The sequence below is a fragment of the Tsukamurella strandjordii genome (assembly GCF_039525985.1).
Taxonomy (GTDB): Bacteria; Actinomycetota; Actinomycetes; order Mycobacteriales; family Mycobacteriaceae; genus Tsukamurella; species Tsukamurella strandjordii.
The window spans coordinates 350582-366993 of the sequence record NZ_BAAAII010000008.1 but is presented as its reverse complement, the minus strand read 5'-3'; the positions used below and the strand labels follow the sequence as shown (position 1 = coordinate 366993).

The following is a 16412-nucleotide window of genomic DNA, read 5'->3' as shown; positions in this document are numbered from 1 at the left end:
GCGGTTTCGGTGATCGGGTGGTACGCCATCCAATCCGTGGAGTGGCCCGCCTACAGCAGCTCCAACGTGACGCGCTCGCTCGCGACCGTCGCGCAGGTGGCCGCGGTGGTGATCCTCACCGGCTGCGCGTGGACGCTGAGCCTCGGCCGGTACGCCCGTCCGCTGCGGCTGCTGTCCTTCGCGACCCTCTCGGGCTTCGTCACCGCGACGCTGGCCCTGCCCCTGGGCGGCACCAAGCTGTACCTGGGCGGCATCTCCGTCGACCAGCAGTTCCGCACCGAGTTCCTGACCCGGTTCACCTCATCGCCGCGGATGGCGGACATGACCTACGCGGACATGCCCCCGCTGTACTCCCCCGGCTGGTTCTGGCTGGGCGGCCGATTCGCGCGGATCTTCGGGTTCGAGGGCTGGTCGGCCTTCCAGCCCTGGTCGGTGCTCTCGCTCGCGGTGGCCGCGGCGCTGGCGCTCGCACTGTGGTTCGCGCTGGTCAGCCCCGCGAAGGCGATCGCGGCGAGCCTCGCGACCACGATCGCGATGCTGCTCTACGGCTCGGCCGAGCCGTACGGCGCCGTGGTCACCATCCTGCTGCCGCCGGTGCTGATCTTCGCCTGGCGCGCCGTGACCCGCGGGGACCGGCTCGCGCTGGCGATCACCGCCGTCTACCTGGGCGGCGCGCTGTGGTTCTACACGCTCTACCTCGGAGTGGCCGCGTTCATCGTGGTGCTGATGGGCCTGGTGGCCCTGATCGCGGCGTGGGCGCGCGAGCACCGGGTCGATTGGCGGATTCCGGCGCGGGTCACCGTGATCGGCCTCATCACGATCGTGATCGGCCTGCCCGCGTACGGCCCCTTCCTGCTGCGGATGGCCAGGGAGCCCTCGGAGTCGCGCGGCTCGGCGTTCCACTACCTGCCCGAACAGGGTGCCGTGCTCCCGATGCCGATGCTGCACTTCTCGCTGCTCGGGGCGCTGGCCCTGATCGGCGTGGTGTGGGTGCTGGTGCGGTTCCGGTCGACCCCCGAGGCCCAGGCCCTGGGGATCGGCATCGTGGGCGTGTACCTGTGGGCGCTGCTGTCGATGGTGGCCACCGTCGCGCAGACCACCCTGCTCGGCTTCCGCACCGAACCCGTGCTCCACGTGCTGCTCGCCGCAGCCGGCGCGCTCGGCGCCGTGGCCATCGCCGGTTCGCTGGGCGAGGGCTACCCGCGCTACCGGCAGGCCGGCGTGATCCTGGCCGCGGTGGCCGCGATCGGTGTGGCGCAGACGATCCCGGCGCAGCTGGCCGGGGAGATCGCCGTCGCGTACTCGGACACCGACGGTGACGGCAACCGCGGCGACCGCCGGCCGGCGGGTGCGGAATCGTCGTACCGCGATGTGGACAAGGCGATCCTGGAGGCGACCGGCAAGCCCCGCACGGACACCGTGGTGCTCACCGCCGACTACGGCTTCCTCGCGATCTACCCGTACTGGGGCTTCCAGAACCTCACCTCCAACTACGCGAACCCCCTGGCGCAGTTCACCGCCCGCTCGGAGGCCATCGAGGCCTGGGCGAAACTCACCTCGGCGGACGACTTCATCGCCGCGCTCGACGGTGCGCCCTGGCGCGCGCCCACGGCCTTCGTCTTCCGCAAATCCTCCGACGGCCTGGCGCTGCGGCTCGCGGAGGACGTGTACCCGAACGATCCGAACGTGCGGCGCTACACCGTGACCTTCCCCGACAAGCTCTTCGCCGACCCGCGATTCACCTCCACCGAGGTCGGTCCGTTCGTCGTGATCGTGAGGAAGTGACCATGTCGGTTCGCCGCACCGTCCAGGAGTTCCTGCAGCGTCGCAGCCTGCTGCCCGGCCCCGTCGACGCCGCACTGTCCGGACCGGGGCGCACCCTGCGTGGACTGCGGATCGTGGTGACCGGCGCCTCGTCGGGCATCGGCCGTGAGGCGGCGATCCAGCTGGCCGAGCGCGGCGCCCACGTGATCGCGGTGGCCCGGCGCGAACAGGAGCTCGAGGAGCTCTGCGCGATCACCGGTGGCGAGTACCGCGTCTGCGACCTGAGCGATACCTCGTCGATCGACGGTCTGCTCACGGGACTCGGCGAGGTGGACGTGCTGATCAACAACGCCGGGCACTCCATCCGCCGGTCGATCGCCGATTCCACCGATCGGCTCCACGACTTCCAGCGCACGATGAACCTCAATTACTTCGCGGCGGTGCAACTCTCGCTCGGCGTGCTGCCGGGGATGATCGAGCGCGGACGCGGGCAGATCGTGAACGTGTGCACGTGGGGCCTGCTGGCCAACACCTTCCCGCGGTTCTCCGCGTACGGCGCCTCCAAGAGCGCGCTGGCGATCTTCGGCCGCAGCCTGAACGCCGAGCGGCCGCATCCGGGCGTGCACGCCACCAACGTCTACTTCCCCCTGGTGCGCACCGAGATGATCGCGCCCACCGAGGAGTACGAGGCCGTGGGCGCCCTGGAGCCCGACGAGGCGGGGCGCTGGATCGTGCGCGCGGTGACGCATCAGCCGATCGAGGTCTCGCCCGCCGCGCTGAGGGCGGTGCTGCCGGTGGTGGACCTACTGTCCCCGTCGGCCTCCGACCGCACCATCTCGTCCCTTACCTGACCGAACTTAGATATGCCTCACCTAAGCGGTGGCGTACGCTACCCCGGTGATGCATAGAACTCTCGCCCGCCGGCTCGCGCCCGCGGTCGTCCTGCTGGCCGCCGCCGTGGGCGTGGCCTCCTGCTCGAACTCGAACGACGGCAAGGGCTCCGGGAACGCCGACGTCGCCACGGGCGGCGAGCGCTTCGGCACGGCCGATGCGGAGACCGCGAAGCTCGGCACCGATGCCAAGCCCGGCGTCTTCCCCCGGTCGGTGCGGCACGCGGCCGGGATCACCGAGATCCCCCGCAAGCCCGAGCGCATCGTCGTCCTCGATACCGGCGAGCTGGATTCCGTTCTGAGCCTGGGCATCAAGCCCGTCGGCATGGTCGAGACCGAGGGCAGCAGCCCGGTGCCGAGCTACCTCGCCGACAAGGTGGAGGGCGTCGAACGGGTCGGCAAGATCCAGAGCGTGAACATCGAGGCCATCGCCAAGCTCAAGCCCGACCTGATCCTCGGCAGCAAGCTGCGCGTGGACAAGCTGTACCCGCAGCTCTCGGCGATCGCGCCCACCGTCTTGTCGATCCGTCCCGGTTTCCCGTGGAAGGAGAACTTCCGCCTGGTGGGCGCCTCCGTGGGCGAGGAGACGAAGACCGTCGAGCAGCTGAACCGGTACGCCGACAACGCCAAGGCCCTCAGCGCGCGGTTCACCGGCGCCAAGCCCACGATCTCGCTGCTGCGGTTCATGCCGGGCAAGACCCGCCTGTACGCGAACAAGTCGCTGATCGGCGTGATCCTGCAGGACGCGGGCCTGCCCCGGCCGGCCGACCAGAACGTCGACGAGTTGGCGGTGGAGATCTCGCTGGAGAACCTGCCCAAGGCCGACGGCGACTACCTCTTCTACTCCAGCTACGGCAAGCCCGACGTGACCGGCGAGAGCACGGCGCTGGCGAATCCGGCGTGGTCGCAGCTGGGCGCGGTGCAGCGCGGTAAGGCCTTCCGGGTGGACGACGACGTCTGGTACCTGGGCCTCGGCCCCACCGGCGCGAACCTCATCGTGACGCAGCTGGGTGAGTTCCTGGCGAAGTAGCCGCCCCGGCGGGGAGCGCGCCTCCCCGCACATCCTCGGCCTCCCCTAGGCAGCTGCGTAGGGGAGGCCGAGGCGTTGTGGGGACACCGTCTCCCTGCCGGGACCTGCGCTTTGACACGCTGTGACATATGTTACAGCTGTGTCGCATGTTGTTCATGTGGTTTTTGTGACTTGGACAACGGAGTTGTTCTAAGGTTCCCCGCATGACCTCCCGTCGGAGTTTCCTGCGCGCCGGAGCCGCGACCCTCGCCGTGGCCGCGACCAGCACCGTGACCACCCGTTACGCCCACGCCGTCCCGGGAATCGCCACCGCCACCGGCACCGCGGGGACCACCCTCGACCGCGTCTGCGTCCCCGGGACCGCCCGCGCCGGCGGCTACCGCCCGCTGGTCCCCGGCACCGGGTGGCCGCTGTACGTGCGCCAGGAGCTGGCGACCGCGGGAGCCGCCCGCGAGACCACCCGCGCGCCCCTCGCCTCCTTCGTGCAGATCACCGATATGCACATCGTGGACGCGCAGAGCCCCGCCCGGTTCGAGTTCGTCCACCCGTTCCAGGGCCCCGCCTTCCGGCCCCAGGAGACACTCACCACCCAGGGCGCAGTAGCGCTCGTGCAGCGGATCAACGCGCTGGCCGGCGGCCCCTTCACCGGCCGCCCCTTCGACTGCGTGATCACCACCGGCGACAACACCGACAACCGGGAACTGGCCGAGCTCAACTGGTTCCAGACGGTGCTCTCCGGCGGCACCATCGTGCCCAACACCGGTGCACCGGACCGCTTCGAGGGCCTGCAGGCCAAGGGCGCCGCACTGTACTGGCAGCCCGAATCGCCGTACTGGGACATGTACAAGGACAAGGGTTTCCAGCAGATCCCCGGATTCCTCAAGGCCGCGATCGGTGCGCACACCAGTCCGGGACTGCGCACCCCCTGGTACGCGGTGGTGGGCAACCACGACGACAGCCTGCTGGGCACCCTGCCCAACGGCATCGCCGACTGGCTCTACCTCTCGCCCGTCAAGCTCGACATCCCGCACACCGATCCGGCGGCGCTCGCGATCGCCCGCGCGCTCACCACCGATCCGTCGCAGCTCGGACCGATGCTGGCCCAGCTCAAGCTGTCCGGGCCCGTCATCCCCGTCACCCCGGACCCCCAGCGGGCACCGTTCAGCCCGCGCGAATTCGTGCGCCGGCACTTCGATCCCGCACTCACCGGCCCCGGCCCCGTGGGCCACGGCTTCGCCAGCCCCGACGGCCCCACCTGGTACACCTTCCAACTCGCTCCCGGCGTGATCGGCATCGCCCTGGACACCACCAATAATCTCGGACTGGCCGAGGGCACCATCGGCGAGAAGCAGCTCGCGTGGCTGCTGGCCCAGCTCAAGGCCCACCCGGACCAGCTGGTGATCGTCTTCAGCCACCACACCTCGAAGTCCATGACGGCCCTGCTGCCCGACCCCGAGGAGCCGGGCGAGAAGCAGTACGACGGCAAGGTGCTCGTGGCCACCCTCGCCCAGCATCCCAACGTGATCGCCTGGGTGAACGGGCACACCCACAAGAACGAGATGATCGCGCATGCCGGACCCACGCCGAAGCAGAGCTTCTGGGAGATCAACACCGCCAGCCACGTGGACTTCCCGCAGCTGGCCCGGATCATCGAGGTCGCCGATAACCGCGACGGCACGCTCAGCCTGTTCACCCCGCTGATCGAAGCCGACAGCCCGGTGACCGCCAATCCGTCCGACCTCAGCGCGCAGGGCCTCGCCAGCCTCTACCGCGAGCTGTCGTACAACGATGTGCACCGCGACGACACGCTGCTCGGCGCCGAGGCCGACCGCAACTGCGAGCTGCTGCTCACCCACCCGCTCCGGTGACCCGTCCCGCGGCGGGTGCGGTTGCGCCGCGCCCTCCCGGGACCGCAGACTGGATGAGTGACAACAACTGTGGGCACCATCCGGATCGCGGGCGCCGGACCCGCCGGCCTGACGCTCGCCGCGGCCCTCCTCGCGGCCGGCACCCCACCCGAGCGGATCGTGGTGCACGAGACGATCGACGAGGCCGCCGCCACCGGCGTGGGCGCCTTCCTCGGACTCTCACCCACGATCTTCGGCGAACTCGGCGAGCGGAGCGAATTCGCCCCGGTCGCCGAGCTGTTCGCCCACGCACCCCGCATCGACGCCATCCGGCTGGTCCAGCCCGACGGTGCCGACCTCACCCGCCCGCTGCCCGCACCGCTGCGCATGGTCACCCGGCACGGCCTCGTGGCCGCGCTGCTGGACGCGGCGCGGGCCCTCGGCGCGGACGTCCGCTTCCGCTCACCGATCCCCGCCACCGACGAGACCTCGACGGACCACTGGACGATCGGTGCCGACGGGGTGCACTCCACCGTGCGCCGGTCCCCCGGATTCGCCCACCTGGCCGCCGCCACCGCGCCCGGGACCAGTGCCCGCTTCGCCCCCGGATTCAGCGGTCCCGCACCCGATCCGGCGCCGAACGTGCTCACCTTCTTCCGCGGCGACGGGGGCTCCGCGGCCGGCTTCCTCACCGACGCCCGCGGCACCCTCGCCTTCACCCGCACCCCCGACGGTGCCCGTCTCGGGGAGCTCGGGTTCAGCCTCGGCCCCGATGTCCTCGCCGCCCTCGACGCGCAATCCGGTCGGCCGATCCAGATCTGGGAGATCGCGCTCCCCGAACGCCTTCCCGGCGGCGGCAATCCGTGGCGTGCGGGACGCTCCGTGCTGATCGGCGATGCGGCACACGCGAAATCGCCCGCCTCCGGCAGCGGCGCCGCCGATGCCATCACCGACGCGCTGCACGTGACCCCCGCACTGCACAGCGGCGCCGAGGCCGCGGTCACCGCAGCCCTCGATGAGCTCCTCGACCGCGAAGCCCTCCGCCGCACCCCACCGCCGCGCTGATCGGGCGCCCGCGGGACGGCACCCCTGCCCACGGCGGCCGCGGAGGCGTAGCGTTGAGGCCAGGAGCCATTCGCAGCTTCCGATCAAGGGAACGACCATGAGCGACAAGTCGCCACGGCAACACATGTCCAAGACCTCCGCCAAGTCGATCAAAGAGAAACGCGCCGACAAGCGCGCGAAGGTGGAACGGACCTTCCACGACCACCTCGATCCGAAGCGGAAATGACGGCGCACCGGGCGCCCGCGACGCTCGGCATCGTCGGCACCTCGGCGAAGGAGAACGAGTACCGCCTGCCCGTGCACCCCGCCCACCTGGCCCGCATCGACCCCGGGATACGCGCCCGCACCACCCTCGAACGCGGCTACGGCGAGCGTTTCGGCTACTCGGATGAGGACCTCGCCGACACCGTCGGCGGATTCGCCGACCGGGAGACGGTGATCGCCGAATCCGATGTGGTGATACTCCCGAAGCCGCAGCACTCCGATGTCGCGGCCCTGCGCGAGGGCGCCGTCCTGTGGGGCTGGCCGCACTGCGTCCAGGATCCGACGCTCACCCAGATCGCGATCGACCGCGGCCTCACGCTGATCGCCTTCGAGGCCATGAACCACTGGGCCGTGGACGGCGGCGTCGGCGTGCACGTCTTCCACAAGAACAACGAGCTCGCCGGGTACTGCTCGGTACTCCAGGCGCTGCAACTGACCGGATCCACCGGCGATTACGGCCGGCGGCTCACCGCCGTCGTGATCGGATTCGGGGCCACCGCACGGGGCGCGGTGACCGCCCTCAACGCCCACGGTGTGCACGACGTGCAGGTGCTCACCAATCGCTCCGTGGCCGCCGTGGGGTCACCCATCCACTCGGTGCAGATCACCCAGTTCGATCACGATGCCCGCGCGCCCTACCTCAGCCATGTGATCACCGACCGCGGCCGGATTCCCCTGGCGCCCTTCCTCGCCGAGCGGGACATCATCGTCAACTGCACCCTCCAGGACACCGACCATCCGCTGGTGTACCTGCACACCGAGGACCTCCGCGAGTTCCGCCCCGGCACGCTGATCGTGGACGTCTCCTGCGATCTCGCCATGGGGTTCAGCTGGGCGCGGCCCACCACCTTCGAGGCGCCGATGTTCGAGGTGGGCGACCACATCGCCTACTACGCGGTCGATCACAGTCCCTCGTACCTGTGGAACTCGGCCACCTGGGAGAACAGTGAGGCACTGCTGCCCTTCCTCGGCACGGTGATGGGCGGCCCGCTCGCCTGGGATCGCGACGAGACCATCCGCCGCGCCATCGAGATCCGCGACGGGCGCATCGCGAATCCGAACATCCTTTCCTTCCAAGGACGTTCGGCGGAGTACCCGCACCGGCCGGGGCTGCCCGCCGCCGGGTGACGCCGTCAGAGCCCGCGGGCCACCAGCGCCTCACCCATCAGGTCCGCATCGCGGATGAGCCGCACCAGCACGGTGGGCAGCACCCTGATCAGCGAGGCGCGCTGCCCGCGCGCCCAGGCCGCCTCGCGGGTCTGCCGCACCACGGCGATCACCGTGGGGATCGAGCGGATCGTCAGGGCCACCAGCAGTTCCACCCGCCAGCCCAGCAGCCGCCCCGCGAGCGAGGCGAGATCGGTGACCCGCGTGGTGAACACCAGCAGGTTGCCGGCCAGCACGCCCACCAGCAGCTGCCCCACGGGGGCGACGGCGGCGCGCGCACCGTCGGGCCAGCCCTGGCTGAGCAGGTAGAAGCCGGTGAGCACCGCGGCGAACAGCAGCGCGGGCGCCACGGCCCGCCACAGGTGCACCGGCCGCAGCCGCGCCACCGGGAAGAGCGCCGCCACGGCCACCGCGGCCACCGCGAGCGGCACCGGACGCGGCACGATCGCGAGCACGGTGACCAGCGCCAACATCGCCACCAGCTTCACCCCGGCGGGAAGCCGGTGGACCGGCGAATCACGCGGAACGTACTGGCCGATCACTGCGCCGCCAACTCCCGGTAGGCGGCGATCGCCGGGGCGGGGGCACCGTCGAAGACGATGGCCCCGTCGTCCATCACCAGCACCCGATCGAAGTCGTCGAGCAGCTCCAGGTGGTGGGTCAGCAGGATCACCTGCTGCTCCAGCGCCGCGAGCCGGGCCCGCACCTTGAGCACGTTGCGCAGATCGAGCAGCGTGGTGGGCTCGTCGCACACCAGGATCTTCGGCTCGGTGACCAGGACGGACGCGAAGGCCAGCATCTGCTTCTGGCCGGAGCTGAGCAGCTGCGCGGGCGCATCGGCGTGGTCGGCCAGGCCGAACTCGGACAGGATCTCGGTCACTCGTGCGGCGATCCGAGCGGACTGCGCACCGTCCGGCCGGGAGCGCCGCCGGCCGCGCGGCCGCAGCGAGAGGGCCACGTCCTCGGCGGGTGTGGGCATCACGATCTGCGCCGAGGCATCGGCGAACATGAAACCGACCTGCGACCGGACCTCGGTGCGGTGCTTGCGCACGTCCAGGCCCAGGGTCTCGACGGTGCCGCGGTCGGGCACCACCAGACCGTTGAAGGTGCGCGCCAGCGTCGACTTGCCCGAGCCGTTGGCGCCGATCACCCCGATCCGGCGCTCCGCCAACTCCGCCGAGACGCCGCGCAGCACAGTGCGCTCGTCGTAGGAGTGCCAGACGTCGTCGAGAACGATCACGCCGCGCGCTGCGCGATCCTGGGATAGGCCCGCACCACCGTGACCGTGACCAGTGCGGTGATCGCCACCTTGATCAGATCGCCCGGCAGGAACTGCACCGCGTTCGTGGCGAGCGCGAACAGGCCGCTGCCGGTGCGCCACGCCGACCACGGGATGCCCACCGCGTAGACGATCACCATGAGCCCGATCACGTTGGCCAGGGCCACCTTCCACACATCGGTGCGTCCCCAGCGGTCCACCAGGTAGCCGGTCACCAGCGCACCGATGATCGCGCCCACCAGATAGCCGCCGGTGGGGCCGGTGAGCACCGCGGGCCCGCCGCGGCCGCCGGCCGCGATCGGCAGCCCGATCACGATCAGCAGCACGTACAGCGCCACCGACGCACCGCCCCAGGGGAACCCGAGGAGCGTGGCCGCGAGCATGAACCCGAGGGTCTGCAGGGTGATCGGCGTGATGCCGCCGAAGCTGATGCCGGGGGGCATGGCGAGCACCGCCATGAGGGCCGTGAACACGGCGATCAGAGCCAGATCGCGAGGGGTGGCGCGGTAGCGCGCAGCGTTGAACACGGTTCAAGAGATAATGGGGCGCTCGGCTACAGTCAAGTCCGTGGCCATCAATCGACAGGACGTGCTGACCTCCGCGATCGGCGTCCTCGACACGGTGGGACTCCCGGACCTGACGATGCGCCGCGTGGCCGCCGAACTCGGGGTGGCCCCCGGCGCCCTCTACTGGCACATCCCGAACAAGCAGTCGCTGCTCGCCGCGATCGCGGACACGATCCTCGCCGATCCCGCTCTCGCGGCCGCCGCCTCGAAGTCACGGATGCGCTGGGACCGCCAGCTCACCGGCTACGCCCACGCGCTGCGCGGCGTGCTGCGCCGGCACCGCGACGGCGCCGAGGTGGTCTCCGCCTCGCTGGCCTCGCAGCTGGGCACCCGCAACCTGCACACACAGCTCGCCGAGATCGCCACCGCCGCGGGAGCCAAACCGGCCGACGCGCACGCCGTGGCCCTCACCCTCGCCCACTTCGTGGTGGGCTTCACCTTCGAGGAGCAGACCCGCGAGGCCATGGCCCGGGCCGGCGCCGCCGCGGGCGAACTCGACGGGCCCGGCACCGACCGGGCCTTCGCGGGCGGGGTCGACCTCATCGTCGACGGCCTGCGCGGGCGGCTGCCCGCCTGAGCCGGGTTCAGGCGATCAGCGCCGCCGCCCGGTCCACCGCGTAGCCGTAGCCGGCGATCCCGCAGCCCGCGATCACCGCGGCCGCCAGCGGCGAGACGTAGGAGTGGTGCCGGAAGGACTCACGCGCGTGCACATTGGAGATGTGTACCTCGATCACCGGGATCTCGGGGATCACCAGCGCATCGGCCAGCGCCACCGAGGTGTGCGTCCATGCCGCCGGATTGATCACGATGGCCGCGAACTCCTTGGACCGGGCGGCGTGATGGATCCACTCCAGCATCTCGGCCTCGTCGTTGGTCTGGCGCACGTCCACCGCGACCGACGCGGCGGCGGCGGCGCGTTCGCAGACCGCGACCACGTCCGCGTAGGTGCTCGACCCGTACACCTCCGGCTGGCGCACGCCGAGCATGTTCAGGTTCGGTCCGTTCAGCACCAGGATGACAGGGCCCATGGAGCGATAGCCTAGCCTCAAAGGGTCCGACACTTTTGAGATCGAAATCCCACGGCGTGCGCAGCAAGGCTTCGGCCATGTAGGGTGCTCTGTATTCGTAAACACTGAAGGGAGGGCCTGATGACCACGTTCGCGGCCAAGCTGAACCGACTTTTCGAGGTGGTACATCCTGCCGACCGCGGTCCCTACACCTCGTCCGAGTTCTGCCGGATGGTGGAGGAGAGCGGCGGCAAGCTGTCTGTTCCCTACCTCTCGCAGCTCCGGTCGGGTCGTAGCTCGCGTCCCGCGTACGACATGGTTGCGTCCATCGCGCAGACCTTCGGCGTACGCGCGGAGTACTTCTCGGACCCGCTGTACGAGCGTGAGGTCCTCGCCGACCTCGAGCTCACCCGCGAGCTCCGCGAGTCCGGCATGCTCGAGATGGCACGCCGCTCGGTGAAGCTCTCGGCGGATCGTCGCGCCGCACTCGCCGGCCTCCTGGCCGAGTTCGAGGCGGAGGAGAACAAGGAGGGCACCGCCGAATAAGGCGGTCCCGCAAGCCACTCGACAGGGCTCAGCGCACCCGCTCCATCAGGGGCGACGTGGTGTGCTGGGCCCTGCTCGTTATCGCGGACACCCAGCGCGCCATGCGCCAGCCCGGAGGCGGCGCCAGATCGGCCGCCGTGATCGATCCGTACGGCGCCGACAGGTCGAGCCACGTGGCCACCGCCCGCGCCCGCTCAGTGGTCGGATCCTCGTCGTGCAGTGGATCGCCCGGACGCGCCAGCAGGGCCCACCCGTCGAGCACCACACCGGCACGGGCGTCCACCGTCTCCACCCAGCCGCCGCCGGGCCGCACCACCGCTTCCAGGTCCGGGAACAGCTCACGGACCTGCTCGTACGCCGGCCGGTACTTCCACCACTCCCGGGTCGCCACGATCACCGTGCCCACCCAGGACGCCATCAAGACGAGCGCCCAGCTCGCGAACCCCGCATCCAGCATCAGCCGGTTCAGGCGCAGGACCCACACGTTCAGCTGCAGATGCTGGAGCAGGAAACCACCGGCGATGACGTTGGCCACCGCCACCACCGCGAGGATCACGCCGCCGCCCGCGAGGATCCGCAGCTGCGGGCGATGCATCCGGGTACGCCGCGAGGCGCGCCACGTGGACCTCGCCACCACCAGCGCGGTCAGCATCAGACAGCTGTAGACCAGCGCCGACTCCAGTGCCTGGCCCACCACGCTGCTGCTCATCAGCAGGGTCGGATCCGCGTGCCGGACCGCGATCGCGTTGCCCATCACCAGCACCCCCGCGATCACCAGCGGCAGGACCCGCACCACGATGCGCTGCCGGGAGACCTCCCCGTCGAGCGCGAGCGCGAAGACCAGCGCCCCGACGCAGGCCACCAGGAGCAGCAACCGCTGCAGGGTGATGACCTCGGTCTCGTGCAGACCCGCATGGGTCAGAGCACCGATGGCCGCGGGCGTGTCCACGGTGACCATGACGGCCAGTGCGACGGCCGTCAGCAGCGCAGCACCGGCCGGCATGTTCCGATTGGTCTGCCAGCGACTGAACCGTTCCAACGCTCCGAGCCACAGGATCGGAGCAACGAGCGAAGCGATCATCCGAGTAGCTCGTCCACCACCGCGTCCACCGAACCGGCCGTGCTACCCGCGGCGACGCGCCGCACCAGCATGGTGGCGAAGGATTCCGCTTCCCGCTCGGCCTCGGCGGCCTTGCCGGCATCCGGATCGGACGAGCAGCCCTGCGGATGATCCAGCACGAGATGACCCAGCTCGTGCGCGAGGGTCTGCTCGGGTGTCGCGATCCCGGTCGAGACCAGGAGGAGGTCACGGGCGTCGTTCTTCAGCCACATGCCGAAGACGCCGACGGGCAGCGCCTGCCGCCGGACGTCGATCGGCCGGCCCCGGTGTTCCGCGTATGCGGCGACCACTTCGGCGATGGTCCTGGGACCCGCACCGGAGGTCGGAGTGACGGCACGCACGACCGAGCGCACTGCGCGCGTGGGTCGATCGATGCCAGCCATGCCCAAACGATACGTCCGATCGTCCGCGTTCAGTGCAGAGAGCGTCCGCTGAGCAGAATTCGCCAGGAGCGAATGTGCATCCGCCCAGGTCGGCGACCGCTCTCGTGGTCATTGCGACATCGAGACCGGTACGGGCGGGCCGTGCGGCGGCGACGATTAGAATCGCTGAGTGCCCGAACCGTCCACGGCCCAGCGCGCCGCCCGCACCACCGCATGGACGGCGGCCCTCACCGGCGTCCTGGGCGTTCTGTTCGCGCTCCTCACGCCGTTCATGCCCGTCAAGCAGGCGACGGCGGCCCTGGACTGGCCGCAGCGCGGCACGCTCGAGTCCGTCGCCGCGCCGCTGGTGTCCTACGTCCCCGACCGGCTCGACGTGCGCGTGCCCTGCTCGGCCGTCGGCCGGCTCCCCGGCGGGGTGGGCACCCTGGTGGCGACCGGTCCGGTGGATTCCCCCGACACGCTGCGGCGCGGCCTGTCGATCGCGGTGGCCGGCGCCGCGGACGCACCGCCCGAGCAGCGCCGGCTCGAGGTGATCGTCCGCAACACACCGCTGGTCAGCGTGCCCGTCTCCGAACTCGCGAATCCCGCGTGCGGCGAGATCGTCTTCACCGGCGACGCCGAGCGGGTGCAGGCGGAGGTCACCGGGCTCAAGGCCGCCGACGGTACGCCGCTGGCCGGCGGCAAGGAGAACGGATTCGACTACCGCCCGCAGACCGTGGGCGCGTTCACCCAGCTGACCGGCCCGGTGACGGCCGAGACCGCCATCCGCTTCCACGCCACGATCGACACCCGCTACACCACCACCCCGTCGATCCTGCGGTGGATCACGATCCTGCTGGCCGTGGGCCTGATCCTCGCGAGCCTGGTGACGCTGCACCGTCTCGACGTGGCCGCCGACGGCCGTCGGCACCGCCGGGTGCTGCCCGAGGGCTGGTGGCGGCCGAGCAAGCTGGACAGCACCGTGCTCGCGGTCCTGGTGGCCTGGCACTTCATCGGCGCCAACACCTCCGACGACGGCTACATCCTGACCATGGCCCGCGCCGCGAGCGAAGCGGGCTACACCGCCAACTACTACCGCTGGTACGGCGCGCCGGAGACCCCCTTCGGCTGGTACTACCAGGCCTTCGCCTGGCTCGACAACATCAGCCCCGCGAGCCCCTGGGTGCGGCTGCCGGCCCTGCTCTGCGGCATCGCGACGTGGCTGATCATCAGCCGCGAGGTGGTGCCGCGGCTGGGTCGTGCGGCGCGCTCGTCGACCACCCTGTGGGCCGCGGGCGGCGTCTTCCTCATCTACTGGATGGCCTTCAACAACGGCCTGCGCCCGGAGCCGGTGATCGCGCTCGGCGCGCTGCTGACCTGGTGCTCGGTGGAACGCGCCATCGCCACGGGCCGGGTGCTGCCCTTCGCGGCCGCCGCGATCGTCGCCGGGTGGACGGTGGCCGCCGGCCCGACCGGGATCATGACGGTGGCGGCGCTGCTCGCGGGGGTGCGCCCGGTGGGGCGCCGGATCCTGCACCGCGCCCGCACCGGCTCCGTCGGGTTCCGGCTGGGCCTGATCGCCAACGCCGCGCCCGTCTTCGCGGGCGGGGTGCTGCTGGTGCCGATCATCTTCTCCAAGCTCACCGCCGCGGCCTTCTTCGCCAAGACCGCGATGCAGTCCTCGGTGGGCACGGTGGTCGACACCAAGAAGTGGTACAACGAGATCGACCGCTACTCGGCACTGTTCACGTTCACCGCCGACGGCGGCGTGGCCCGGCGGTTCGCGGTCCTGATCACCCTGTTGTGCCTGCTGCTGGCCGGTGCCGTGCTGCTGCGCAAGGGCCGGGTGCCGGGCACCAGCCTCGGCCCCGGACGCCGCGTGGTGGCCGTGACCTTCGGCGGGCTGCTGCTGCTGATGTTCACGCCCACCAAATGGACGCACCAGTTCGGTGCCTTCGCCGGCCTCGCCGGTGCCCTCGCCGCGCTCACCGCCGTGGCGATCGCCCCCGTCGCGATGCGCAATCCCCGGAACCGGGCGATCACCGCGGCCTCGGTCTTCTTCGTCCTCGGGCTCTCCTTCAGCGGGCCCAACGGCTGGTGGTACGCCAGCAACTACGGCGTCCCGTGGGGCACCTCGACGGTGCTCGCGCTCGGCACCGTCTTCTTCGTGGCCTCCGTGCTGTCGGTGTTCGCCGCGGGATGGCTGCACTTCCACGAGCCGCAGCAGGCCCCCGCGCCCGCCCTCGTCACGCGCATCGTCGGCTTCTTCGGCCGGCAGTCCCCGATCACCTGGGCCTCGGGCGCGGTGGTGGTGCTGTGCGTGGGAACGCTCACCGCGACAACGGTGCTCACCCAGTTCTCCTCGTACTCGGTCGGCAAGGGGAACCTGCGGGCCCTGGTGGGCGAGGAGTGCAACATGGCCGATTTCGTGCTCACCGAGCCGGATGCCACGGGCGGCCTGCTCACCCCGATCGGCGGCGACGTTCGAGGCGGCCTGGCCGGACCGGGCACCGTCGGCGTGACGCCCGACGGGGTGCCGCCGGTCATCAACGCCACCACCTCGTCGGGCACCGACGACTCGTCGACCTCGCTGGACGCGATGGTCCGGCTGCCGCAGGAGACCACCTCGGGCCGCACCGACCGCGCCGGCATCAACGGCTCGCACATGAAGCTGCCCTACGACCTCGATCCGGCGCGCACGCCCGTGCTCGGCTCGTACTCGGCGGAGCAGCAGGAACGGGCGAAGATCGTCTCGCAGTGGTACCCGCTGCCCACGGGCGACGACCGCCCGCTGCTGACCATGTCGGCGGCCGGCCGATTCACCGACGACGAGCTGTACCTCGAGTACACGACGGCGCCGCCCACCGGCCCGGATCTGCCGGTGGCGGGCAAGAAGGGCTTCATCGACATCGGACCCAAGCCCGCGTGGCGGAACCTGCGCCTGCCCCGCACGGACCTGCCCGACGGGGTGACCGCCGTGCGCCTGGTGGCGATCGACGACGATCTCGCGATCGATCACTGGCTGGCGGTGACGCCGCCCCGGATGTCGAAGCTGGTGACCGCCCAGCAGCTGATCGGTTCCACGGACCCGGTGCTGGTGGACTGGACGTCCGGTCTCAGCTTCACCTGCCAGCGGCCCTTCCTGCACCGCGACGGCGTCGCCGAGGTGCCGCAGTGGCGGATCACGCCGGATCAGAACCTGTCGCCGGTGACCACCGAGTGGGAGGGCACCCTCGGCGGCGGTCCCGTGGGCTGGACCCAGATGCTGCTGCGGCAGGAGAAGGTGCCCGCATATCTGAAGGGCGACCTGGGGCAGGACTTCGGTGAGGTGATGCGGCTGACGCCGTACACGCCGGCCCGGCCGGCCGATCTCACGGTGGGCAGCCGCACCGTGTGGGGCACCCATGTGGAGGCCCCGATCCGGAAGGACAAAACGGACTCCTGACGGCCCGTTCCTGACCGCCGAGGGGACCGCGGGCTGAGAATCCGCTGAACGAATCCGCAC

General features: G+C 70.8%; 16 protein-coding genes. 10 read left to right on the top strand and 6 right to left on the bottom strand.

Annotation, left to right across the window (positions count from 1 at the left end):
• The 7 genes from ABD108_RS16335 to ABD108_RS16305 all read left to right on the top strand — a co-directional run.
• A partial coding sequence (locus tag ABD108_RS16335) for a galactan 5-O-arabinofuranosyltransferase (protein WP_343930821.1) occupies positions 1 to 1785 on the top strand: 1785 nt, incomplete at its 5' end.
• 2 nt (positions 1786 to 1787) lie between these two features.
• A complete protein-coding gene (locus ABD108_RS16330; protein ID WP_220657283.1) occupies positions 1788 to 2615 on the top strand; it encodes an SDR family NAD(P)-dependent oxidoreductase in 828 nt (275 codons plus the stop codon).
• 49 nt (positions 2616 to 2664) lie between these two features.
• Entirely contained in the window at positions 2665 to 3684 is a 1020-nt protein-coding gene (locus ABD108_RS16325; protein WP_305112422.1) for an ABC transporter substrate-binding protein, read from the top strand.
• A gap of 203 nt (positions 3685 to 3887) precedes the next feature.
• Positions 3888 to 5552: a TIGR03767 family metallophosphoesterase gene (locus tag ABD108_RS16320; protein ID WP_343930820.1), complete on the top strand. Its 1665-nt coding sequence runs from the start codon at positions 3888 to 3890 to the stop codon at positions 5550 to 5552.
• A 57-nt stretch (positions 5553 to 5609) separates the two neighbouring features.
• Positions 5610 to 6596 carry an FAD-dependent monooxygenase gene (locus ABD108_RS16315; RefSeq protein ID WP_343930819.1) on the top strand — a complete coding sequence of 329 codons (987 nt, stop codon included), beginning with the start codon at positions 5610 to 5612 and terminating at the stop codon, positions 6594 to 6596.
• 97 nt (positions 6597 to 6693) lie between these two features.
• Positions 6694 to 6822, top strand: coding sequence for a hypothetical protein (locus ABD108_RS16310; protein ID WP_255585603.1), 129 nt, complete (start codon positions 6694 to 6696; stop codon positions 6820 to 6822).
• Positions 6819 to 7988, top strand: a complete 1170-nt coding sequence (locus ABD108_RS16305) for a N(5)-(carboxyethyl)ornithine synthase (RefSeq protein WP_343930818.1) — start codon at positions 6819 to 6821, stop codon at positions 7986 to 7988. Before ABD108_RS16310 ends, ABD108_RS16305 begins: the two co-directional genes overlap by 4 nt.
• 5 nt (positions 7989 to 7993) lie before the next feature.
• Here ABD108_RS16305 and ABD108_RS16300 read toward each other — a convergent pair whose 3' ends face one another.
• From ABD108_RS16300 to ABD108_RS16290, 3 genes are read right to left on the bottom strand one after another with little or no spacing between them, the layout of a single operon-like run.
• On the bottom strand, positions 7994 to 8569 hold the full coding sequence (locus ABD108_RS16300; RefSeq protein ID WP_220657280.1) for an energy-coupling factor transporter transmembrane component T family protein: 576 nt from the start codon (positions 8567 to 8569) through the stop codon (positions 7994 to 7996).
• Positions 8566 to 9267, bottom strand: a complete 702-nt coding sequence (locus tag ABD108_RS16295; protein WP_220657279.1) for an energy-coupling factor ABC transporter ATP-binding protein — start codon at positions 9265 to 9267, stop codon at positions 8566 to 8568. Before ABD108_RS16295 ends, ABD108_RS16300 begins: the two co-directional genes overlap by 4 nt.
• Positions 9264 to 9833: a biotin transporter BioY gene (locus tag ABD108_RS16290; protein WP_220657278.1), complete on the bottom strand. Its 570-nt coding sequence runs from the start codon at positions 9831 to 9833 to the stop codon at positions 9264 to 9266. The genes ABD108_RS16295 and ABD108_RS16290 overlap by 4 nt, the downstream gene beginning before the upstream one ends.
• 40 nt (positions 9834 to 9873) lie before the next feature.
• Between ABD108_RS16290 and ABD108_RS16285 the strand changes: the two genes are divergently transcribed.
• Positions 9874 to 10449: a TetR/AcrR family transcriptional regulator C-terminal domain-containing protein gene (locus tag ABD108_RS16285; RefSeq protein ID WP_220657277.1), complete on the top strand. Its 576-nt coding sequence runs from the start codon at positions 9874 to 9876 to the stop codon at positions 10447 to 10449.
• A gap of 7 nt (positions 10450 to 10456) precedes the next feature.
• Here ABD108_RS16285 and aroQ read toward each other — a convergent pair whose 3' ends face one another.
• On the bottom strand, positions 10457 to 10900 hold the full coding sequence (aroQ, locus tag ABD108_RS16280; RefSeq protein WP_305112273.1) for a type II 3-dehydroquinate dehydratase: 444 nt from the start codon (positions 10898 to 10900) through the stop codon (positions 10457 to 10459).
• 120 nt (positions 10901 to 11020) lie between these two features.
• Between aroQ and ABD108_RS16275 the strand changes: the two genes are divergently transcribed.
• Positions 11021 to 11425, top strand: coding sequence for a transcriptional regulator (locus ABD108_RS16275; protein WP_220657275.1), 405 nt, complete (start codon positions 11021 to 11023; stop codon positions 11423 to 11425).
• Positions 11426 to 11453: 28 nt separating this feature from the next.
• Here the strand turns inward: ABD108_RS16275 and ABD108_RS16270 are convergent, their stop codons facing one another.
• Both ABD108_RS16270 and ABD108_RS16265 read right to left on the bottom strand, forming a co-directional pair.
• Positions 11454 to 12506: a hypothetical protein gene (locus ABD108_RS16270; protein WP_220657274.1), complete on the bottom strand. Its 1053-nt coding sequence runs from the start codon at positions 12504 to 12506 to the stop codon at positions 11454 to 11456.
• Entirely contained in the window at positions 12503 to 12928 is a 426-nt protein-coding gene (locus ABD108_RS16265; RefSeq protein ID WP_220657273.1) for an ImmA/IrrE family metallo-endopeptidase, read from the bottom strand. Before ABD108_RS16265 ends, ABD108_RS16270 begins: the two co-directional genes overlap by 4 nt.
• Before the next feature lie 169 nt (positions 12929 to 13097).
• On the opposite strand from ABD108_RS16265, the gene ABD108_RS16260 reads away from it, so the two are divergent.
• Positions 13098 to 16352 (top strand): arabinosyltransferase domain-containing protein, encoded by a 3255-nt coding sequence (locus ABD108_RS16260; RefSeq protein ID WP_343930817.1) that lies wholly within the window; start codon positions 13098 to 13100, stop codon positions 16350 to 16352.
• Positions 16353 to 16412 lie beyond the last annotated feature (60 nt).

Coding starts and splice junctions, on each gene's coding strand:
- ABD108_RS16330 (WP_220657283.1), top strand. CDS start 1,788: ATGTCGGTTCGCCGCACCGTCCAGGAGTTCCTGCAGCGTCGCAGCCTG.
- ABD108_RS16325 (WP_305112422.1), top strand. CDS start 2,665: ATGCATAGAACTCTCGCCCGCCGGCTCGCGCCCGCGGTCGTCCTGCTG.
- ABD108_RS16320 (WP_343930820.1), top strand. CDS start 3,888: ATGACCTCCCGTCGGAGTTTCCTGCGCGCCGGAGCCGCGACCCTCGCC.
- ABD108_RS16310 (WP_255585603.1), top strand. CDS start 6,694: ATGAGCGACAAGTCGCCACGGCAACACATGTCCAAGACCTCCGCCAAG.
- ABD108_RS16305 (WP_343930818.1), top strand. CDS start 6,819: ATGACGGCGCACCGGGCGCCCGCGACGCTCGGCATCGTCGGCACCTCG.
- aroQ (WP_305112273.1), bottom strand. CDS start 10,900: ATGGGCCCTGTCATCCTGGTGCTGAACGGACCGAACCTGAACATGCTC.
- ABD108_RS16275 (WP_220657275.1), top strand. CDS start 11,021: ATGACCACGTTCGCGGCCAAGCTGAACCGACTTTTCGAGGTGGTACAT.
- ABD108_RS16270 (WP_220657274.1), bottom strand. CDS start 12,506: ATGATCGCTTCGCTCGTTGCTCCGATCCTGTGGCTCGGAGCGTTGGAA.
- ABD108_RS16265 (WP_220657273.1), bottom strand. CDS start 12,928: ATGGCTGGCATCGATCGACCCACGCGCGCAGTGCGCTCGGTCGTGCGT.